Below are 19,859 nucleotides of genomic sequence, written 5' to 3' on the forward strand. Positions count from 1 at the left end.
TGCAAGCTCTTATTCCGTCAACGAAGCATGTGTTCATTTGCTAGATCTAAATTGCATATGAATAGAGCGTTGTCGAAGCGCTTCCCAACCGTAAGCAGGCACATGAGGGTCATCACAATGAGCAATGCCGCACTAGCTGTTCAACCCGTCGCTCAGGCGCTGGACATTCACCCGGTAGCCGGACGCATAGGCGCCGAGATCCGGGGCATCAAACTGTCCGGTAATCTGGACGCTGCTACCGTCGAAGCCATCCAGCAGGCGCTGGTGCAGTACAAGGTGATCTTCTTCCGTGAGCAGACCCACCTTGATGATCAGAGCCAGGAGGCCTTCGCCCATTTGCTCGGCGAGCCGATTGCTCACCCGACGGTGCCGGTGCGCGACGGCACGCGTTTTCTGCTGGAACTGGACGGCGCCCGTGGTCATCGTGCCAACTCGTGGCACACCGACGTGACCTTCGTCGACGCCTACCCGAAAGCCTCAATCCTGCGTTCGGTGTTGTCGCCGGCCTCGGGTGGCGACACGGTCTGGGCCAACACCGCCAGCGCCTACAACGACCTGACACCTGAGCTGCGTGCGCTGGCGGACAACCTTTGGGCGGTGCACAGCAACGAATACGACTATGCCGCGCGCAAGCCGGACGTGTCGGTGGAGAAGCTTGAGGAGTACCGCAAGGTGTTCACCTCGACGGTGTACGAAACCGAACACCCGGTGGTGCGTGTGCACCCGGTCAGCGGTGAAAAAACCTTGCTGTTGGGGCATTTCGTCAAACGCCTGAAGGGTTACTCACAGGCCGACTCGACGCAGTTGTTCACCCTCCTGCAAAGCCACGTCACCCGCCTGGAAAACACCGTGCGCTGGCGCTGGAATACCGGCGACGTGGCGATCTGGGACAACCGCGCCACCCAGCATTACGCGGTGGATGACTACGGTACCCAGGAGCGCATTGTGCGGCGCGTGACATTGAAAGGTGATGTACCTGTGGGTGTGCAAGGGCATCGCAGCCAGACCACTAAAGGACTGTAGATAACCACGTTCTCCAGAACACTGAAGATCAAAAGTGTGGGAGCGGCGGTGCTTACCAGACGCCTATTTGCACCACCTTCTGCGCCTCAGGCTCACCATAACGAAACCGTTGGCCACGCAGATCAATCTCCGCGTGGCTGATGGTGGTGCGTCGCTTCAACCCTCGCAGCCATTCAAACAGATAACCCTGATGAGTCTCGCGCACTTGGGCATACGCTGGATCAATGCCCAGGTCGCGCAATTCCTGTGGGTCATTTTCCAGGTCAAACAGCTGCGCGCGAAAGCCGTCATACGCCAGGTATTTCCAGCGCTCGCTGCGCACCATGGTCATCCGGCAACGGTCGATGGGCTGCTCCAGGCGCTCGCGAGCCGGGGCCTGGAAGGCGTAGTCATATTCGGCGATGGCGTAGCGGCGCCAAGGGATGTCTTCGCCGTGCAACAGCGGGATAAGCGAGCGACCTTCCAGGCGATGTTCGGCAGCGGGCAACCCCAGGGCCTGCAGGAAAGTGGGCAGGGCATCGATGGTTTCCACCAGACGCGCATCCACCGAACCACGGCTGATATCAGCTGCGGCACGAGGGTCACGCACGATCAGTGGAACGCCTACTGCAGGCTCCAGCAGAAACTCTTTTTCTCCCAGGAAATGATCGCCCAGGAAGTCGCCATGATCGCTGGTGAACACAATCAGTGTGTCGTCCCAACGGCCGTTGCTTTCGAGGAAATCGAACAGCCGGCCGAGCTGGTCGTCGATCTGTTTGATCAGGCCCATGTAGGTCGGAATGACGTTGAGCCGAACCTCGTCCCGGGAAAAATTCAGGCTCTCCTGGTGTTGGCGGAACGCTTGATACACCGGGTGATTGCTGGCGTGTCCAGGCTGCGGTCGAATCGGTGCCTGGACATGTTCGGCTCCATACAGCGCGTGGTACGGCGCCGGGGCGATGTAGGGCCAGTGCGGCTTGATATAGGACAGGTGCAAGCACCACGGTTGTTCGCCTTGCTCGGTGATGAAGTCCATGGCGCGGTCGGTGGTGTAGACGGTTTCCGAGTGTTGTTCGGCCACACGCGCTGGCAGGTGAGCGTTGCGCATGTGCCAGCCGCTGAGGACTTCTCCCGACTCGCCAGCGGCGGCATTGGCCCATTCATGCCAGGGATTGGTGCCGTCATAACCCTGTTCGCGCAGGTAATGGGTGTAGGGCGCGGACTCGCGCTTTTCTTCGAACAGCGGGCTGTCGGGAAAGATTCCGTCGTGGCGAAAGTACGCGTCGAAACCGACTTCATTGAGTGGCTCGGCCTGGGGGCCGTCAGGGTCAATGTTCAGGCGTTGCAAGGCCTCGAGGTTGGGCGTGGCGTGGGTTTTGCCCACCAGCGCGGTGCGGATGTCATGGGGGCGCAAGTAGTCGCCGATGGTCAGCTCTTCCAGCGGCAACGGCACCGCGTTCCATGCCACTTGGTGGCTGCTGACGTAGCGGCCGGTGTAGGCCGACATCCGCGATGGGCCGCAGATGGTGCCTTGGGTGTAGGCGCGGCTGAAACGCACGCCGGCTGCTGCCAGACGGTCGATATTGGGGGTGTGCAGATGGGCGTGGCCGTAGCACGAGAGGTAATCGCGGCGCAGTTGGTCGCACATGATGTAGAGCACGTTGCGTACGGGTTGGGGGTGGGGCATGAGGGTTCACCGATCGAGGGACAGGTGAGGGTTTTCGCTGGTTGGGTGGGGGGAGGCAAGTGCATTTGGGGAATGGGGGTTATGCAGTGTTTGCATGGGTTGGGGGCATATCCATTTTTTTGGTGATGGCGGCTATTGGTTCCGCTCTTACAGCGGGTCACTTTGGAAAAGCCCCAAAGTAACCAAAGGGCTCTTGCCCCACCACTCGGTACCTCGCCGTGGCTCGGCATGTCTTCACTCCGGCATTGCTCCGTGGGCCGCCGCAATGGGCCATCCCTGGCCCAGTGCGGCTAAACCGGCGTCCTGCCGGTTTACCCACGGATCAATGCCTGCGTTCAGCCAGCGTGGTTTAACGGGGCGCCTAAGATCAAAGTCAAAAGCAGATCAAGAACACAGCGGCCTACCGGCCGGCTTGAGTGGTGTGAAGCCAAGGCAAAATCAAATGCGGGCACGGTCTACTGTGGGAGCTGGCTTGCCTGCGATGCAGGCAACTCGGTCTTTCAGGAACACCGAGGTGATGCCATCGCAGGCAAACCAGCTCCCACAGAAAAGCAAAAAAAGCAGCTTGGCTGTTGATCTGCTCTGCTCTGCTCTGCTCTGCTCTGCTCTGCTCTGCTCTGCTCTGCTCTGCTCTGCTCTGCTCTGCTCTGCTCTGCTCTGCTCTGCTCTGCTTTTGATTTTGATCTGGGCGCCCCGTTAAACCACGCTGGCTGAACGTAGGCATTGATCCGTGGGTAAACCGGCAGGACGCCGGTTTAGCCGCACTGGGCCAGGGATGGCCCATTGCGGCGGCCCACGGAGCAATGCCGGAGAGAAGGCACACCGAGCACTAGCGAGGTGCCAAGTGGTGGGGCAAGAGCGCTTTGGTTACTTTCGCGCTTTTCGAAAGTGACCCGCTGTAAGAGCGGAACCAATAGCCGCCGTGACCGCAGCAACGGATATGTACACAGCCCCCCACAACAGCCCATTCAAACCGCAAAATTCTCCAACACACACACCTCCTCATCCTCCTCATCAACCGCCTTGATCTGCTCAATCATCGCCTCCGCCAGCGGCGACAACCGATACCCCGCACGACTGACAATGCCATAGCGGGTATAACGCTCCTCCAGATCCTCGGCCAACCCTTCAATCTTCAAGCACACCAACTCACCCCGAGCCATGCGCAGCACATCGCTGTTGGCACTGACGATGCCAATGGCGTCGGACCGCAACACCACCCCCAACAAGCTGTACCCGTTTTCGCATTCGACATTGGGGATGTAATCGGGCCGCCCGCTGAGGTCGACGATGACCTTGCGTAAGTTCGGCGGGCGGATGGTCACGGCCAGGGGATAACTCATCAGCTCGGCCGCGCTCACGCTGTTCAGTTGGGCCAGCGGGTGCCCGGCACGACAGCAGAAGTGCCATTTGCGCGGGCGCAGGCGGTACGTCTGGTAGTCCGGGTTGGCTTCGAAGTGGCGGGTATCGGCGACGAAAAATTCGAACTCTTCGCTGAGCAGGCGCTTGCTCAGGCTTTGCCAATCGTCCACCTGGAACTGCACTCGCGCCTTGGGATAACGCCCGATAAAACTGCCGATGGCTCGGGGGATCAACCCAGCCGCCGGCGCCGGGCCGCAGCCGAAACGTAATTCGCCAGCTTCCAGGCCATTGAACTGGCTGATCTCGTTAGCCAGTTGCTGTGCACCACTGACCAGCCGTCGTGCATGTTCAAGCAGCACCTGGCCTTGCTTGGTTGGCGCCAGGTCCTTGCGCCCGCGATCCACCAGTTGGCACCCGGCGCTGTGTTCAAGGGCCTGAATGCTCCGGCTGAACGCCGATTGCGACAGGTTCACCGTCAACGCGGCCGCGACAAAACTGCGCTGTTCGGCGAGGGCGATGAAGTGGCGAAGTTGGCGCAGATCGATATGCATTTTTCACATTAAAAATATCGGGGAAATGCATTGGCTATGCATTAGGTCGACTCCTTATAAAGGCTATCTCTTATGCAGTAAATGTTTGTAAAAACATAAATAAATAACCATATGGAATATGCGTTGCTGCCTATTTCCTGATGCCGGAGCCGCTTATGAGCCTGTTGACGCCCGCTGTCCCTTCCTCTCCCTTGCGGCTCAAGCGCCTGCCCCTGGCGTTGTTGCTGGCCGGCAGCGCGAGTTGGTCCCACAGCCAGGCGGCTGAAACCACGGACGCCGTGCCTGCGCCTGCCAGCAAGGGCCAGAGCGCCAGCGGCCAGTTGGAAACCGTCACGGTCACGGCTCGCCGCCGTACCGAAAGTGCACAGGACGTGCCCACGCCTATGAGCGTGATCGGCGGCCAGGCGTTGGAGAGTCAGCGGGTCTACCGGATTCAGGATTTGCAGCAATTGGTGCCCAGCGTCAATGTCGCCTATATGCACGCACGTCAGTCCAGCGTGTCGATTCGCGGGCTGGGCAACAACCCGGCCAGTGACGGCCTGGAAGGCAGCGTCGGGTTGTACATCGATAACGTGTATCTCGGCCGGCCAGGGATGGCGGTATTCGACCTGATGGACATCGAACAGCTCGAAGTATTACGTGGCCCGCAAGGCACGCTGTTCGGCAAGAACACCACGGCGGGGGTGATCAATATCAGCACCCGTGCGCCGAGTTTTACCCCGGAGCGCAGCATCGAAACCTCGCTGGGTGAGGACGGTTACTTCCAAACCAAAGGTACGATTTCAGGGCCACTCACTGACGAATTGGCGGGACGTTTCTCCGCCTATCGCACCCGCAGCGACGGCGATATCAAGAACGAATACGACGGCCACGACCTCAACGGCGGCTCACGCCAGGGCTTTCGCGGGCAACTGCTGTACAAGCCCAGCGAGGCGTTCAACCTGCGCTGGATCGGCGATTATAACGAAGAGGATTCCAGCGCCGGTACCCGTGTGTTGTACAACACCGGGCCGACCATCAACGGCACCAACCTCTATGAGTCGCGGGCGGCTGCGGCGGGGGCAACTCTGGTGGACGGTACCCATCGCAAGGTCAATCTGGACGGCCAGCAGCACGTCACCGTGTTCCAGGGTGGCACGTCGCTGGAAGCCAACTGGACCCTGCCCAGTGACTTCACCCTGACCTCGGTCAGTAGTTATCGCTGGTGGAATTTCACCCCGCGCAACGATGACGGCCTCAACGTGCCGACGTCCTATAACGCCGGCGTGTCGGTGGAAGACAAGCAGTGGTCCCAGGAATTTCGCCTGGCGTCGCCCACCGGCGGCTTCTTCGATTACGTGCTCGGCGCCTATTACTTCGGCTCTGACCTGGACAACAAATCCTTCGCCTATTACGGGCCCAAGGCCGACATCTGGAATGGCACGCCCACGGGCGCCTTGAACAACGTCAGCAGCGTTGGCAACGGGCATATCCGCACCGACAGTTTTGCCCTGTTCGCCCAAGGCACCTGGCACCTGACCGAGCGTTTGGATTTCACCGCCGGCCTGCGTGGTACCTACGAAGAGAAAAGCGCCTGGGTTACCCGCAATGCACCCGTTGGTGGCGCTGCGGTAACCGGCGCCGCCGCGACTGCCCGACGCGGTCGCGCCGGCGCCTATGACTCCGGCGACCTCAACCAATACAGCACCAGCCCGTCCGGCCTGTTGAACCTCAGCTATCGCTTTACCGACAACCTGCTGGGTTACGCGACCTTGTCCCATGGCGAGAAGTCCGGTGGCGTCAACCTGGCGGTGGGCTCTGCGCCGACGGCTGGGGCGGACTCATTGCTGATCGGTACCGAGCGCGCCAACAACGCCGAGTTGGGTTTCAAAAGCACCTTGTGGGACCGGCGTTTGCAGCTCAACGCCAACCTGTTCTGGACCCAGGTCAACGGCTACCAGACCAACGCCTACGACGACAGCAACCGCGTGCAGTACCTGACCAACGCCGGTTCGGTGCGCTCACGGGGCGTGGAGGTGGAAAGTACTCTGGTGCCGATCAAAGGCCTGACACTGAACGTCAACGGCTCCTTTAACGACGTGAGCTATCTGTCTTACAAGGATGCGCCTTGCCCACCGGAAGTCAGCCTGCGCCCTGGTGCGCCGGCTTCGTGCGACCTCAGCGGACATCAAGTGGTGGGGGCTTCAAAGTGGATTGCCAACGCCAATGGCGAATACAAATGGAACCTGGATAACGGCTTCGAACCCTATGTCACCGCCAGCTACGCCTTCCGCTCCAAGGCGGTGGGCACGGTCGAGGATTCGGACTACGGGCAGATCCCCAGCTACGCGGTGGTCAACCTGTCTACCGGGTTGCGCGGCAATTACCAGCAAGGGCAGTGGGACGTGTCGTTGTGGCTGAAAAATGCCTTCGACAAGACCTACTACACCACCCTGTGGACTGCCGGCAACGGTGGTTATGAAGGGCTGCTGGGCACTCCGCGCACGCTGGGGGTGACTGGGCGCTACGACTTCTAGCCGGGCACGGCGGCGGTGCGGTAGGTCGCCGGGCTGAACACCCGGGTCACCACCAGCATCGCTACCACGGTCACCATCAGCACCACCCAGGCGCTGACGAAACTGCCGGTCAGTGCGCGCAGCCAGCCGGTCAGCCACGGCGAAATGGCGTTGATCAAAAAGCCTACGCCTTGCACAAACGCCGCCAGTTGCCCGGCTTCCCGAGGGTCGCGGCGGTGGTCGAGCGTCAGCAGCAGGCTAAGCGCAAAGCAGGCGCCAAGGCCGAAACCGATCAGTGCCACCCACAGGTGCGGCTGTTGCAACGGCGCCATCAGCAAACCGAGATATCCCACCGCCTGGGCCAGCAGGCTGATGCCCAACAAGGGCCGACGGTCGACACCCCGTTGGGCCAGGGCTGGCATCAGCAGCGCAGCAATCACCTGGAAAATCGTCATGAAGGCCAGCAGCGAACCGCTGGGCAACACGCCCCAACCCAGTTGTTGGTAGTAGGCTGGCAGCCACGCCACCATGCTCATATAACCGCAATTGACCAGGCCAAAATACACCGCCAACAACCACGCCCGACGATTGCGCAAGCCTTTGAACGGCGTTGTGATCTGCTGACTTTTTGCCGCGCCCAATGGCAGCCACACCCATAACAGCAGGGCGCCCAGTGCCGGCAGCAACCAGATCCCCAGGCCTGCTTGCCAGTGTTGGAATTGGCTGGCGACCACTGGGCTAAGCAATGCCGCCAAACCCCCGCCGCCCATCAACGAGGCCGAATACACCCCCATCGCCAGGGGCACCTGCTGATGAAACTGGCGCTTGATCATCGCCGGCACCAGCGCCTGGATCAGTGCTACGCCGGCACCGCCCAGCAACGCCGTCGCCAGCAGCGCTGCCGCCTGGCCAAACAGCCAGCGCGCCAGGCAGGCCAACAGAATCATCATCAGGCCCAGGGCAATGCCGCGGCGTTCCCCCAATTGCGCTTCCACGCGTACGCCCACCAGCGCCACCAAGCCCATGCAGATCACCGGCAGACTAGTGAGCAGGGCACTGCTCTGGAAACTCAGGCCGGTGGCCAGGCGAATCTCTCCCAGCAGCGGGCTGATGGAACTGAGGATCGGCCGCAGGTTGAGCCCCAGCACCACCAACAAACCCCAGCCAGCCAGCTTGCCGGCCAGTGAATTATTCAGCGTCATGCAAGGCCTGCCAGTCGTGATAAAGGGTGGCCATGGCGGCCTGTGGCACATGTTCGATGGCCAGGCGCTGCTCGGTCAGGGGCAGTGCGAGCTGCTGATAAATGGCTGCGGTCGACAAGCCAAATGGCGCCGCGACTTCATTGCTGGCGGCGAACACCACCCGTGATACGCCACTCAGGTACATCGCGCTCAAGCACATCGGGCAGGGCTGGCCGCTGGCGTAGATCACACAGTCTTGCAGGCGGGCACCCAAGCGTTGGCTGGCCGTGCGGATCGCCAGCATCTCTGCATGAGCGGTGGGGTCCTGGCTCAGGTGGATCTCGTTGACGGCCTCCACCAACACTTCGCCGTTATAGGTCAGTACCGCACCAAACGGACGGCCGCCATCGGCCACGTTGTGTCGGGCCAACGCTACGGCGCGCTGCAAATGGCGTTGATCGTCAGTCATGGAAAGCCTCCGGGTGCAATGAAGGGTGAAGTATGGGCAGCCTGCGGAGTATTCTGAAATTAAATATAACCATGCCAATCAGTGGCAAATGGAATGGTGATGCCCATGTTCGATCCTGTGTTGTTACGCAGTTTTGTCGCCGTCGCTGATTGCGGCAATTTCACCCGCGCGGCCGAGCGCCTGCACCTGACCCAGTCCACTGTCAGCCAACAGATTCGGCGTCTGGAGGAGGGCCTGGGTTATGTGCTGTTGGATCGCGATCAGCGTCGTGTGGTTGCCACCGCCGAGGGTGAGCGCCTGTTGGCCTACGCGCGGCGAATCCTGGCGCTGCACGAAGAAGCGGCCGACGTCATGGCCAATCAGCAAAGTGACGGCGTGCTGCGCCTGGGTGTGCCCGAGGACTTTGCGGCCGAGCGACTGATGCCGTTGCTCTCGGCCTTTGTCGTGGCTTATCCACGGGTGCGTCTGGAGGTCACCAGTGGATTGGGGCCTGAGCTGCTGCGCCAGTATCGCGGCGGTGAATTCGATGTGTTGTTGGTCAAGCAGATGGGCGACAGCGATGACTGCCTGGCGTCATGGCCGGAACCGTTGTGCTGGGTCGACAGCCGCAGTACGCCGTCCCTGGGCCGTGATCCACTGCCGCTGGTGGCGTTTCCCGTAGGCGGTTTGTACCGTAATGAAATGCTCCATCATCTGGAAGTCGGCGGTTGGCGTTGGCGCATCGGTTATTCCAGCGCGAGCCTGGCCAGCGTCTGCTCGGCAGTAGCTGCGGGGCTGGGGATCAGTCTGCTGCCGGTACGGGTGGTGCAAGCCGGGCATGTGATGCTCGGGCCAGACAGTGGTTTGCCGGCAGTGCAGGGCGTGCGCCTGGCGTTATATGGACGTACTGGCTTGGGAGCGGCGGGGCAGACATTGCAGCGTCAGTTGCTGGCGTTGTGTGGGCGTAATCCGCGCTGAATGGATGCCTTTGGCGAATATTTCTTATGCCTGTAGAGCATTGGAATTCAGCGCCTGGGCGCTAGCCCACGAACGGCGTGGCTTTGCCGTGTGTGTCGATTTTCAATATGCGATTTAAGTCTATGTATAACTTTAAAGATTACTTTAAGAGATAAGCGTCTGGCCCCGATGATTCAGCCCTCGACGGCCGCCCAGGCAGGCCTGTCGGTTTTTTTGCTTAAAGACCGTAGGGAGTTAATCAATGGGCAATGTCCAGACCGCTGCCAGTGCACAAGAGGCGCTATGGCGCCAGGCACCGGGTGGTGAGTTGGTCGACCTTGGCCGGCCGCACCGCGTACCGTTGGGGCAGTTGCGTTTGCAGAGAGCCCCCAAGCGCATCTTGAGCCGGCGTGAAGGGATTCTGCTGGGGATTCTCGTACTCGCGCTGCATGGCGCAGTGATCTATTGGATCAGCCAGAAAGAAACGCCGGTGCTGCCGATTGTGCCGCCGGAAATTCCACCGATGACCATAGAATTCTCCCAACCGGCACCCCCGGTTGTGGAGCCGCCGCCACCAGTTCCACCACCGCCGCCGCCCCCTGTGGTCGAGCCACCGCCGCCGGTGGTGGATGAGTTGGCGGCCAAACCGGCGCCCCCCAAACCGATTCCGAAACCCAAGCCCAAACCGGTCCCTAAACCCGAGCCCAAGCCTGCACCCAAAGCCGTCGAGCAACCGCCCGCGCCACCGCAACCGGCACCGCCTGCACCCGCGGCTGCACCCGCCGCACCGGCACCGGTCACACCGGCCTCGGCCAACGCCGCGTACCTGAAGAACCCGGCGCCCGAGTACCCGTCACTGGCCCAGCGCCGGGGTTGGGAGGGCACGGTGTTGTTGCGGGTGCATGTACTGGCCAGCGGTAAGCCGGGAGAGATCCAGATTCAGAAGAGCAGCGGTCGCCAGCAACTCGATGACGCCGCATTGACCGCCGTGAAGCGTTGGAGCTTCGTGCCGGCCAAGCAAGGCGACGTCGCCCAGGATGGCTGGGTCAGCGTACCGATCGACTTCAAGATTCATTGAGCACGGGCTCAACACCACATCGCTTACACCGAGGGAACACATCATGACGTTATTGGCATCTCCACTTGAATCCATTGAAAGCGCGGTGATCTGGCTGCTGGTGGTTTTTTCTGTCGCCACCTGGGGCTTGGCCCTGCTCAAAGGTGTGCAGTTCGGTCGCCTCAAGGCCCAGGATCGCAAGTTCCACAAACAGTTCTGGGCGGCATCAAGCCTCGATTCAGCCGCTGAATTGAGCGAAACCCAACCCGGCGCCGCCGCCCGTGTAGCCCAGGCCGGTTACGCTGCGATTCAGGTGGGTGAAGCGCCTCACGCCGCCGACTTGAGCCAGGCGATCAATCATCAAGACCGCTTGGAACGCGCCTTGCGCCAGCAGATCGTGCGTGAGCGCCGCTCCCTGGAAACCGGCCTGGCCGTGGTCGCCAGTATCGGCAGTACCTCGCCGTTTATCGGTCTGTTCGGCACCGTGTGGGGGATCATGGAGGCGTTGAAAGGCATCAGTGCCGCCGGTTCCGCCAGCCTGGAAACCGTGGCCGGCCCTATCGGTGCCGCGCTGGTCGCGACCGGCGTGGGGATCGCCGTCGCCGTGCCGGCGGTGCTGGTCTACAACTACTTCCTGCGCCGCCTGAAGCTGACCGCCGCCGACCTGGACGACTTCGCCCACGACTTCTACAGCCTGGCGCAGAAGAACTCGTTCCGCGTGCTGATCCATCCGGCCCTGCACAAGAACGCAACCCAGGGCGGCACGCAGAAAGTGAAGGAGGCGTCCTGATATGGCCTTCTCCACACAAGACAGCGATGAGGTGCTGAGCGAGATCAACGTCACACCGCTGGTGGACGTGATGCTGGTGCTGCTGGTGGTGTTTATCGTCACCGCACCGCTGCTGACCAACGCGATCCCGATCAACTTGCCCAAGACCGAAGCCGTGGCGCCGGTGGAGCAGAAAGACCCACTGGTGGTGAGCATCGATGCGTCCGGCAAACTGTTTATCAACAAGGATGAAATCCAGCCGAATTTGCTGGAGTTCAACCTGCAGGCGGCCAAGGCCAAGGACCCGGATGTGCGGGTGCAACTGCAGGCTGATGATGGTGTGAATTACGGCGAAGTGGCTCGGGCCATGGCGTCTATCGAGCGCGCGGGCATCACCAAGCTGTCGGTGATTACGGCACGTTAGTTTCAAAAGCCTCGACAATTTTTTGGCCGTCTCCTTGGCAGGGTGCGGCCTTTTTTTTGCCTGAAATAAACATATTTTACAGACCGCTGAAGGACCCTGTGGGAGCTGGCTTGTGTGGGAGCCGGGCTTGCCCGCGATGCAGGCACCTCGGTGTATCAGTCACACCTTAGTGATGCTTTCGCGAGCAAGCCCGCTCCCACACAAGCCAGATCCCACAGTATTTGATTGTGATGCGTTTGAGTTTTTGGTTATTAATAAATAGCTTCTTATTCCTTAACGAATATATGACCCGTCCCTATACTGACCAGCAACGTTAAACGCTGCAGGAGGGCACACCCATGCACAGCGAGTCGATTCGTTATCTGATCGTGCCGGGCTGGCAAGGATCGCCAGAAGATCATTGGCAAAGTCACTGGCAGAACAGCCTACCCAACAGCGCCCGTGTGGAACAGGCCGACTGGCTGACGCCCCGACGCGAAGACTGGGTGGCGGCACTGGCCGAAGCCATCGCCGCCGACAGCACACCGGTGATTCTGATTGCCCATAGCCTGGGTTGCATCACCGTTGCCCACTGGGCGGCCACCGCGCCGGTGGAGTTTCTGCGTCAGGTACGTGGCGCTTTGCTGGTGGCGCCGGCTGACGTCGAACGACCTGCCTGTGCGCCCGCCTTGCGTAACTTTGCGCCGATTCCCACTGACCTGCTGCCGTTTCCATCTCAAGTCGTCAGCTCTGACAACGACAGTGCCGTCAGCGCCCCTCGCGCTGTGGAGCTGGCGCGTAACTGGGGCGCCGAAGCAGGGATTCTCGCGGGTGCCGGGCATATCAATGTGAAGTCCGGCCACCAGCGCTGGGAACAGGGATTTGCCTACCTCTATCGCCTGCAAAATCGCCTGGAGCAGCATTCCCGGCGTCGTGCCTAAATTTTCTTCAACGCCCCGTCCCTGCGCGGATGTGGGCGGGAGCCTGCCATGAGCTTGCATGAAACCTATGGTCAGCCACTGCTGACCTTTCCCGACGCCGATAAAAGCCCCCTGAGCATCCGTGCCAAGGCGCTGGTGTTTGTCGACCCACGTTCCCGGCAACTGCGCGAAGACCTGGAAAGCCTGGCGCCGCGTGCGTTGCCGGTGCTGATTCGCGGCGAAACCGGCAGCGGCAAGGAATTGTTGGCGCGGCATATCCATCGTGGCAGTGACCGCACCGGCTTGTTTGTCTCGGTCAATTGCGGCGCCATCAGCCCCACCTACGCCGACGCCGAGTTGTTTGGCTATGCCGCCGGTGCCCACAGCGGTGCGGCCAGTAGTCGTGCGGGTTGGTTCGGCTCGGCCAATGGCGGCACGCTGTACCTGGATGAAATCGGTGACTTGCCGCTGCCGATCCAGATCAAACTGTTGGCCGCCCTGGAGAATCACGAAGTCACCCGCGTCGGCGCTCATCAGCCAAGCCCGGTGGATGTGCGGCTGGTGGCGGCCACCAGCATCGACCTTGCCCAGGCCGTGGCGGTCGGTAAATTTCATGAGCGCCTGTTCCATTACCTCAACGAAGGCCAGCTTGAATTGCCCGCCTTGCGCGAGCGAGTGGGCGATATTTTGTCCCTGGCCGAGTACTTCCTCGGCATCTACAGCCAGCGCCTGGATTTGCCTGTGCCACTGATCAGCGACGCGGCGCAGCGGGTGCTGGAGCACCACAGTTGGCCGGGCAACACCCGCGAACTGGAAAACGTCATTCACTTTGCATTGCTGGTCAGCAGCGGCGATGAAATTTTGCCGGAGCATTTGAATTTGCCGGTGAGTCCACCGTCGCTGGCGCAGATCGAACATCAGGCCCGGCAGATCCTCAATCACGGCACCGAGGCCGAGCGCAGCGCGTTGAAGCGTCTATTGGAAGGGTTGGCATCTGTATGAGCAAAATGGAATATCAAAGTGAATAAAAGATATTGTTCGGGAATAAAAAATCTCGGTATTGTCCGTTCCACGCCGCGATAGCATTTCGCTGGCACACCACATAAGAAGCGGCCGTCGCTGACGACCCGGATTTTCGATAAGGACACTGCATGAAAAAGGTTCTGTTGTTCACCGCACTGGCGGCTGCCCTGACTGCTGGCGTTGCCCAGGCCAACGAGAAACTGGTCGTTGCGGCCACTCCGGTCCCGCACGCAGAGATCCTTGAGCTGGTCAAACCGACCCTGGCCAAAGAAGGCGTGGACCTGGAAATCAAGGTCTTCACCGACTACGTACAACCGAACGTGCAAGTGGCTGAGAAGCGTCTGGACGCCAACTACTTCCAGACCCTGCCGTACCTGGAAAACTTCAACAAGGGTAAAGGCACCAACCTGGTCACCGTGGTGGGTGTGCACGTTGAACCTTTCGGTGGTTACTCGAAGAAAGTCAAAACCCTGGCTGAACTGAAAGATGGCGCCACCATCGCTATTCCGAACGAAGGCAGCAACAGCGGCCGTGCGTTGCTCCTGTTGCAGAAGGCTGGCCTGATCGAGTTGAAAGACCCGAAAAACGCCCTGGCCACGCCAAAAGACATCGCCAAGAATCCGCACAACTTCAAATTCAAGGAACTTGAATCGGCACTGCTGCCACGGGTTCTCGACCAGGTTGACCTGGACATGATCAACACCAACTATGCCCTGGAAGCCGGCCTGAACCCAGCCAAGGACGCGCTGGTCATCGAAGACGCCAAGTCGCCGTACGTGAATTTCCTTGTGGCCCGTCCGGACAACAAGAACAGCGACGCCATCCAGAAGCTGGCCAAGGCCCTGACCAGCCCGGAAGTGAAAGCGTTTATCGAGAAGAAGTACAACGGCGCGGTCGTGCCGGCGTTCTGATCGAACCCCAAAACCCCTTCAAGGTTTAAACGCCGACGGCTTGGAAAGCGTCGGCGTTTTTTATATGTGCTCTTCGGTAGGATTATTCCTGGTTGTAATAATAAAGTTATATTTTGAGTCTGGGGTATATAGGGTTTGCCGAAGGGTTTATTGGGTGAATAATGTGGATAGGTTCCGTCGGTAGTATATTTGTTTGTGGCGGAATATATATTTAAATGCTGTTACATTTTGCTTTTTGTTTTATGGGTTTTGTAGGGGCAAGCTTGCACGTGTTGTAAGAAGCACCGCATGGAGGCGCCAGTTAGTTTAATTAACTTTTGGAGGCCAAGTGTCCTTATGTTTGAATCAATTTCTTTGAATCGCCAGCAATCCCCTTCAGCAGGTCTGAGTCATGTCTCTGCCCAACCGCAAAGTGCTGGCAGCTTCGACACGGCTTACCCCGGCAGTGAGTTTAAGCCGATCCCCAATAATATTCACATGGTGTGGGTGGGTTCGGAGCCCAGCGCCAAGCAGGACGAATACCTACGACAATGGGCAACGATGAACCCCAATCACAAGGTCATGTTGTGGGTGGACTCCACCCAATTCGATGCTTACGCCACTAATAAATCTGCACAAGCAAAAGCGGAGGCTATCTATCCTAACTACCAATCTGAAAGACCAATGCGCGGGTTATTCAGTCAGCTTAAAGTGACGATGGAGAGACCATCTACACCTAAAGACCAATTGCGCAATAAGTCTGCGCAAACGCAAGTGATCACTGAGCTGAATAAAGAACTCTCTTCTTCAGGTAACAAACAGCTGAAAGCTTTACTGCTACCCGATGGTGGTAAGGTCACACCTGACAACGCTTCGCAGGTACTCAATGCGTTTGAGCGCCATGCCTCGCGTACTGACGATAAGTTCCATCAGGCAGAAGCCGTTATTTTGGACCAGACGACAAAGTCGTGGGACCGCTACGCCAGTAACCCTTCCCGTGACACGATGACCCTGGATGCTTTGCAGGAGCGCTTCGGCGACCTCAAAAATGTGCAAATTCGTGACTTGAGCAACCCTTCGGATATCCGTTTAAAAAATAAGGATGTGTATCAGCACGAAATTATTGGTCGCAATGGCGGCTATGCCGCAGCCTCGGACGTAGCTCGTTATGAAATCGTCCAGCGACACGGTGGCACCTATACGGACATTGACCTGGAGAGCGTGAGACCACTTGATGGGGCATTAAATGCTCATCCCGACCTGATGTTGGTTGGCATGGCCGAAGGCAAAAATGAAGCAAGCGGTAATGCAACGCCCTATTTTGCCAACGCGTTGTTTTCCAGCCACCCCCAGAGCGCGATGCTTTCCAGCCTGGTAGATGAAATTGGCGATAAATATCGCTCCATGAAAGGCAATGAATACTCCGGTGATCGTTACTTTAGTCGCCCGAATAAAAGCACTATTGAAACCACGGGGCCCAATGCGTTGCGCGGCCATGTCGACAGGGTGATACAAGAGGCCAAGGGACGTTCAGATCTGATACGTGACGACGCCGGTTCCTTGGCAGATAGAATTTGGGACAAGACGCAGCCACGGAATGAAGAGTTCTGGCAGTTAGTGGATTCGCATTTCAAGTTTCCGGACAACTATGTCAACTTCGAAACGGAGGAGCAGCAAAACAGCGCTACCAAAGCCATGGCAGGAGGTAGCTGAGCGTAGAGAATCCGCCCAAGGGTAAGTCATGAAAGCCTCGTCTACCCACGAGGCTTTTTCACGTTCGGACATCCCGGCTATTGATCGCCCTGCGCAGCGCCACCAACCACTTCACCAAATCCTGTGGGTCAATCGGTTTAGTCTCTGCCATCGGTCATTCCCTCGCACGTTAAGTGGTCGTCAGTCTGGCCAACCGCTGCCCATCCCTGTAGTGCAGCGCCGATAAAAAGAAGTCTCCTACAGCCCCGAGAACGATAGCTGTCACCCGCTTATCCCGCGAATCCGCAGGTTAGCTGTTTGGGTGATATCAATATGCTATTTAGGTATTTAAATTTTACTTTTTATACCTTTAAAGTCGGCGCTACTCGACGTTACCCACGTCGATTCGGACCGCACCAACGCCGCATTACCCCTACGGCGTCAGGGATTTTCAGATGACCTTCGATTACGCTTTTATCCTCAGCACCCTGCCGGCGTTTCTCAAGGCCGTGGGCGTGACCCTGCAAGTGGGCTTGATCGCCATCGGCACGTCGCTGCTGGTGGCGTTGATCAACGCCACCTTGCTGGTATTTCGCACACCGTACCTGTGGCGCCTGGTGGCGTTGTATGTGGAACTGGCCCGCAACACGCCGTTGTTGATCCAATTGTTCTTCGTCTACTTCGCCTTGCCGGCCCTGGGGGTGAATATCTCCGGGTTCTGGGCGGCGATTATTACCATGACATTTCTCGGTGGCGCCTACCTCACCGAAGTGCTGCGCGCCGGAGTCGAGGCTGTGCCACAGGCGCAGTTGGAGTCTGGTAAATCCATCGGCTTGTCCCACTGGCAATTGCTGCGTTATGTAATCCTGCCCCAGGCCGGGATCCTCAGCCTGCCGGCGTTGTTTGCGAACTTCATCTTCCTGCTCAAGGAGACCACCGTGGTTTCGGCGGTGGCGGTGCCGGAGATTCTCTACACCACCAAAAGCTATATCGCCCTCTACTACAAAACCTACGAAATGCTCGCGGTGCTGACGTTGATCTGCGTGCTGTTATTCCTGCCGCTGTCGCTGTTGCTCAGCCGTCTGGAAAGGAGGCTCCAGCATGGCCAGTTCGGGTCTTGAGTTGTTGTGGGTGTCGTTGCCGCAACTGGGCAAGGGCGCTGCGCAAACCCTGTCGATTTCATTCTTGAGCATCGCCTTCAGTACCGTCGGCGGCGTGTTGTATGGCGTGTTGCGCACCCTGAACCTAAAAGCCATCGACGTTGTGCTGCGGATCTACCTGGAACTGTTTCGCGCAATTCCGGTGCTGGTCTGGCTGTACCTGCTGTTTTTCGGGCTGCCGATTTTCTTTGGCCTGAGCATTCCCAGTTTCTGGTGCGCGGTGTTGGTGTTGTCGTTGTGGGGCGCCAGTGAAGTCGGCGAAGTGGTGCGCGGTGCTTTGCATTCCTTGCCGCGTGGCCAGCGCGAAGCGGGCTTGTCGATTGGCTTGTCTGATCCGCAACTCTACGGCTATGTGCTGCTGCCCCAGGCCCTCAAACGCATGACGCCGCCGACCATCAACGTCTACACCCGCATCATCAAGACCAGTTCGTTGGCGGTGCTGATCGGTGTGGTGGATGTGATCAAGGTCGGCCAACAAATCATCGAGCGCACCTACGAATCGGTATTGATCTACGGCGCGTTGTTCCTGTTTTTCTTCTTTATCTGCTACCCGTTGTCAGCCGCCTCCAAGGTGCTGGAACGGCGCTGGGCCCAAGCATGAGCGCATTGATCGAGTTCCAGGGTTTCAACAAATTCTTCGGTGAGCAGCAGGTGCTCAAGGGTATCGATCTGAGCGTCGAAAGTGGCGAAGTGGTGGTGATCCTCGGCCCCAGCGGTTGCGGCAAAAGCACCTTGCTGCGTTGTCTCAACGGCTTGGAAGTGGCCCACAGCGGGCACCTGCGTTTCGCCGGTAAAGAGCTATTGGACAAGGCCACCGACTGGCGCCAGGTACGCCAGGACGTGGGCATGGTGTTCCAGAGCTATCACCTGTTCCCGCATATGAGCGTGCTCGACAACATCCTGCTGGGCCCGCTGAAAGTACAAAAGCGCGCCCCACGAGAAGCACGCGCGCAGGCAGAACAACTGCTGGAGCGGGTCGGCCTCGCCGACAAGCGCGACGCCTACCCGCGCCAGCTTTCGGGTGGCCAGCAGCAACGCATCGCCATCGTGCGGTCGTTGTGCATGAACCCACAAGTCATGCTGTTTGACGAAGTCACCGCCGCCCTCGACCCGGAGATGGTCAAGGAGGTGCTGCAGGTGATCCAGGGCCTGGCCCGGGACGGCATGACCCTGCTGATTGTCACCCACGAAATGGCCTTCGCCCGCGCCGTCGCCGACCGCGTGGTGTTTATGGAGGCTGGCCGCATCCTCGAACAGAACACCCCCGAGGCATTCTTTACGAACCCGCAAACCGCACGCGCGCAGCAGTTCCTGGAGAAGTTCTCCTTCGTTTCAACACTGCCCAAAAAAACCAAGGAACTGGAGCTGTTATGAAAACTGCCAAGTCTTCACTGCTGTTACTGCCGCTGTTCGGCCTCGCGTTGCTGGCCGGATGCAACAAGCCTGACGAGCCTGCCAAACCTGCGGCTGCCGCACCAACTGCGGTGAGCTATATCGACAAGATCAAGGCCCGGGACAAGCTGATTGTCGGCGTGTTCACCGACAAGCCTCCATTCGGCTTTGTCGACGAAGCTGGCCGCTACGTTGGCTTTGATACCGACATCGGCCGTCGTTTTGCCAAGGATTTGCTGGGCGATGAGAACAAGGTCGAATTCGTTGCCGTGGAACCGGCCAGCCGTATTCCATTCCTGCAAAGCGATAAGGTCGACCTGATCCTCGCCAACATGACCGTGACCCCGGAGCGCAAGGAAGCGGTGGAGTTCACCAACCCCAACCTGAAAGTCGCGGTGCAGGCGCTGGTGCCCCAAGGCAGCGAAGTAAAAAGCCTGGACGACCTGGCCAGCCGTACCACCATCGTCACCACCGGTACCACCGCCGATATCTGGCTGACCAAGAACCACCCGGACTGGAAACTGCTCAAGTTCGAAAAAAATTCCGAGTCCCTGCAAGCCTTGGCCGGTGGCCGTGGCGATGCTTACGCGCAAGACAACCTGGTGCTGTTCAGCTGGGCCAAGCAGAACCCGGGCTACCGTGTGCTGGAGCAGAAGTTGGGCGATGAGGCGCCGATTGCGCCAGCGGTGAAGAAGGGCAATATCGAGCTGCGCGATTGGGTGAATACCGAGTTGGCGAAGTTGGGTGAGGAGAAGTATCTGCTCAAGCTGTATGACCAGTATGTGCGCAAGGAGTTGAGCGATGACACTAAGCCTGAGAGTGTGATTGTGGAAGGGGGTAAGTGGCAGGGTTGATCCCTTGTTTCTGCGC

At 59.1% G+C, this 19,859-nt stretch carries 18 protein-coding genes; 14 read left to right on the top strand and 4 right to left on the bottom strand.

Annotated elements, in window-relative coordinates; all coding sequences use genetic code 11:
- Positions 1-117: 117 nt before the first annotated feature.
- The gene (locus tag HKK55_RS26630) at positions 118-1,023 is read left to right on the top strand and encodes a TauD/TfdA family dioxygenase (protein WP_169357318.1); all 906 of its coding nucleotides are present in this window, start codon (positions 118-120) and stop codon (positions 1,021-1,023) included.
- Between the two features lie 52 nt (positions 1,024-1,075).
- On the opposite strand, the gene HKK55_RS26635 is transcribed toward HKK55_RS26630, so the two are convergent.
- Positions 1,076-2,689: an alkaline phosphatase family protein gene (locus tag HKK55_RS26635; protein ID WP_169357319.1), complete on the bottom strand. Its 1,614-nt coding sequence runs from the start codon at positions 2,687-2,689 to the stop codon at positions 1,076-1,078.
- A 968-nt stretch (positions 2,690-3,657) separates the two neighbouring features.
- A complete protein-coding gene (locus HKK55_RS26640) occupies positions 3,658-4,602 on the bottom strand; it encodes a LysR family transcriptional regulator (RefSeq protein WP_169357320.1) in 945 nt (314 codons plus the stop codon).
- 155 nt (positions 4,603-4,757) lie between these two features.
- Between HKK55_RS26640 and HKK55_RS26645 the strand changes: the two genes are divergently transcribed.
- The gene (locus HKK55_RS26645) at positions 4,758-7,118 is read left to right on the top strand and encodes a TonB-dependent receptor (protein ID WP_169357321.1); all 2,361 of its coding nucleotides are present in this window, start codon (positions 4,758-4,760) and stop codon (positions 7,116-7,118) included.
- On the opposite strand, the gene HKK55_RS26650 is transcribed toward HKK55_RS26645, so the two are convergent.
- Together HKK55_RS26650 and HKK55_RS26655 are read right to left on the bottom strand one after the other, a co-directional pair.
- Positions 7,115-8,299, bottom strand: a complete 1,185-nt coding sequence (locus HKK55_RS26650) for a CynX/NimT family MFS transporter (protein ID WP_169357322.1) — start codon at positions 8,297-8,299, stop codon at positions 7,115-7,117. The two genes, HKK55_RS26645 and HKK55_RS26650, sit on opposite strands and share 4 nt — an antisense overlap.
- Positions 8,286-8,747: a nucleoside deaminase gene (locus tag HKK55_RS26655; protein WP_169357323.1), complete on the bottom strand. Its 462-nt coding sequence runs from the start codon at positions 8,745-8,747 to the stop codon at positions 8,286-8,288. The genes HKK55_RS26650 and HKK55_RS26655 overlap by 14 nt, the downstream gene beginning before the upstream one ends.
- Before the next feature lie 105 nt (positions 8,748-8,852).
- Between HKK55_RS26655 and HKK55_RS26660 the strand changes: the two genes are divergently transcribed.
- The 12 genes from HKK55_RS26660 (at position 8,853) to HKK55_RS26715 (ending at position 19,843) form a co-directional block, all read left to right on the top strand.
- Positions 8,853-9,704, top strand: coding sequence for a LysR family transcriptional regulator (locus HKK55_RS26660; protein ID WP_169357324.1), 852 nt, complete (start codon positions 8,853-8,855; stop codon positions 9,702-9,704).
- A gap of 241 nt (positions 9,705-9,945) precedes the next feature.
- Positions 9,946-10,761: an energy transducer TonB gene (locus HKK55_RS26665; protein WP_169357325.1), complete on the top strand. Its 816-nt coding sequence runs from the start codon at positions 9,946-9,948 to the stop codon at positions 10,759-10,761.
- Between the two features lie 43 nt (positions 10,762-10,804).
- Positions 10,805-11,530, top strand: coding sequence for a MotA/TolQ/ExbB proton channel family protein (locus tag HKK55_RS26670; RefSeq protein ID WP_169357326.1), 726 nt, complete (start codon positions 10,805-10,807; stop codon positions 11,528-11,530).
- A 1-nt stretch (position 11,531) separates the two neighbouring features.
- On the top strand, positions 11,532-11,933 hold the full coding sequence (locus tag HKK55_RS26675; protein ID WP_169357327.1) for a biopolymer transporter ExbD: 402 nt from the start codon (positions 11,532-11,534) through the stop codon (positions 11,931-11,933).
- A 338-nt stretch (positions 11,934-12,271) separates the two neighbouring features.
- Positions 12,272-12,853 carry an alpha/beta hydrolase gene (locus HKK55_RS26680; RefSeq protein WP_169357328.1) on the top strand — a complete coding sequence of 194 codons (582 nt, stop codon included), beginning with the start codon at positions 12,272-12,274 and terminating at the stop codon, positions 12,851-12,853.
- Between the two features lie 48 nt (positions 12,854-12,901).
- Positions 12,902-13,834, top strand: a complete 933-nt coding sequence (locus tag HKK55_RS26685) for a sigma 54-interacting transcriptional regulator (protein ID WP_169357329.1) — start codon at positions 12,902-12,904, stop codon at positions 13,832-13,834.
- Between the two features lie 149 nt (positions 13,835-13,983).
- Positions 13,984-14,766, top strand: coding sequence for a MetQ/NlpA family ABC transporter substrate-binding protein (locus HKK55_RS26690; protein WP_169357330.1), 783 nt, complete (start codon positions 13,984-13,986; stop codon positions 14,764-14,766).
- 336 nt (positions 14,767-15,102) lie between these two features.
- Positions 15,103-16,458 carry a TcdA/TcdB catalytic glycosyltransferase domain-containing protein gene (locus tag HKK55_RS26695; RefSeq protein ID WP_169357331.1) on the top strand — a complete coding sequence of 452 codons (1,356 nt, stop codon included), beginning with the start codon at positions 15,103-15,105 and terminating at the stop codon, positions 16,456-16,458.
- A 434-nt stretch (positions 16,459-16,892) separates the two neighbouring features.
- Entirely contained in the window at positions 16,893-17,558 is a 666-nt protein-coding gene (locus HKK55_RS26700; RefSeq protein WP_169357332.1) for an amino acid ABC transporter permease, read from the top strand.
- Entirely contained in the window at positions 17,539-18,198 is a 660-nt protein-coding gene (locus HKK55_RS26705; RefSeq protein WP_169357333.1) for an amino acid ABC transporter permease, read from the top strand. The genes HKK55_RS26700 and HKK55_RS26705 overlap by 20 nt, the downstream gene beginning before the upstream one ends.
- Positions 18,195-18,971, top strand: coding sequence for an amino acid ABC transporter ATP-binding protein (locus HKK55_RS26710; RefSeq protein WP_169357334.1), 777 nt, complete (start codon positions 18,195-18,197; stop codon positions 18,969-18,971). The genes HKK55_RS26705 and HKK55_RS26710 overlap by 4 nt, the downstream gene beginning before the upstream one ends.
- On the top strand, positions 18,968-19,843 hold the full coding sequence (locus tag HKK55_RS26715; RefSeq protein WP_169357335.1) for a transporter substrate-binding domain-containing protein: 876 nt from the start codon (positions 18,968-18,970) through the stop codon (positions 19,841-19,843). The genes HKK55_RS26710 and HKK55_RS26715 overlap by 4 nt, the downstream gene beginning before the upstream one ends.
- Positions 19,844-19,859: the final 16 nt, after the last annotated feature.

The organism is Pseudomonas sp. ADAK18, assembly GCF_012935695.1.
Lineage (GTDB): Bacteria > Pseudomonadota > Gammaproteobacteria > Pseudomonadales > Pseudomonadaceae > Aquipseudomonas.

Bases quoted from the DNA above. Each gene is read 5' to 3' on its own strand.
- HKK55_RS26680 (WP_169357328.1), top strand. From the start codon at position 12,272: ATGCACAGCGAGTCGATTCGTTATCTGATCGTGCCGGGCTGGCAAGGA.
- HKK55_RS26670 (WP_169357326.1), top strand. From the start codon at position 10,805: ATGACGTTATTGGCATCTCCACTTGAATCCATTGAAAGCGCGGTGATC.
- HKK55_RS26690 (WP_169357330.1), top strand. From the start codon at position 13,984: ATGAAAAAGGTTCTGTTGTTCACCGCACTGGCGGCTGCCCTGACTGCT.
- HKK55_RS26695 (WP_169357331.1), top strand. From the start codon at position 15,103: ATGTTTGAATCAATTTCTTTGAATCGCCAGCAATCCCCTTCAGCAGGT.
- HKK55_RS26665 (WP_169357325.1), top strand. From the start codon at position 9,946: ATGGGCAATGTCCAGACCGCTGCCAGTGCACAAGAGGCGCTATGGCGC.
- HKK55_RS26650 (WP_169357322.1), bottom strand. From the start codon at position 8,299: ATGACGCTGAATAATTCACTGGCCGGCAAGCTGGCTGGCTGGGGTTTG.
- HKK55_RS26700 (WP_169357332.1), top strand. From the start codon at position 16,893: ATGACCTTCGATTACGCTTTTATCCTCAGCACCCTGCCGGCGTTTCTC.
- HKK55_RS26660 (WP_169357324.1), top strand. From the start codon at position 8,853: ATGTTCGATCCTGTGTTGTTACGCAGTTTTGTCGCCGTCGCTGATTGC.
- HKK55_RS26635 (WP_169357319.1), bottom strand. From the start codon at position 2,689: ATGCCCCACCCCCAACCCGTACGCAACGTGCTCTACATCATGTGCGAC.
- HKK55_RS26685 (WP_169357329.1), top strand. From the start codon at position 12,902: ATGAGCTTGCATGAAACCTATGGTCAGCCACTGCTGACCTTTCCCGAC.
- HKK55_RS26675 (WP_169357327.1), top strand. From the start codon at position 11,532: ATGGCCTTCTCCACACAAGACAGCGATGAGGTGCTGAGCGAGATCAAC.
- HKK55_RS26715 (WP_169357335.1), top strand. From the start codon at position 18,968: ATGAAAACTGCCAAGTCTTCACTGCTGTTACTGCCGCTGTTCGGCCTC.
- HKK55_RS26645 (WP_169357321.1), top strand. From the start codon at position 4,758: ATGAGCCTGTTGACGCCCGCTGTCCCTTCCTCTCCCTTGCGGCTCAAG.
- HKK55_RS26640 (WP_169357320.1), bottom strand. From the start codon at position 4,602: ATGCATATCGATCTGCGCCAACTTCGCCACTTCATCGCCCTCGCCGAA.
- HKK55_RS26705 (WP_169357333.1), top strand. From the start codon at position 17,539: ATGGCCAGTTCGGGTCTTGAGTTGTTGTGGGTGTCGTTGCCGCAACTG.
- HKK55_RS26710 (WP_169357334.1), top strand. From the start codon at position 18,195: ATGAGCGCATTGATCGAGTTCCAGGGTTTCAACAAATTCTTCGGTGAG.
- HKK55_RS26655 (WP_169357323.1), bottom strand. From the start codon at position 8,747: ATGACTGACGATCAACGCCATTTGCAGCGCGCCGTAGCGTTGGCCCGA.
- HKK55_RS26630 (WP_169357318.1), top strand. From the start codon at position 118: ATGAGCAATGCCGCACTAGCTGTTCAACCCGTCGCTCAGGCGCTGGAC.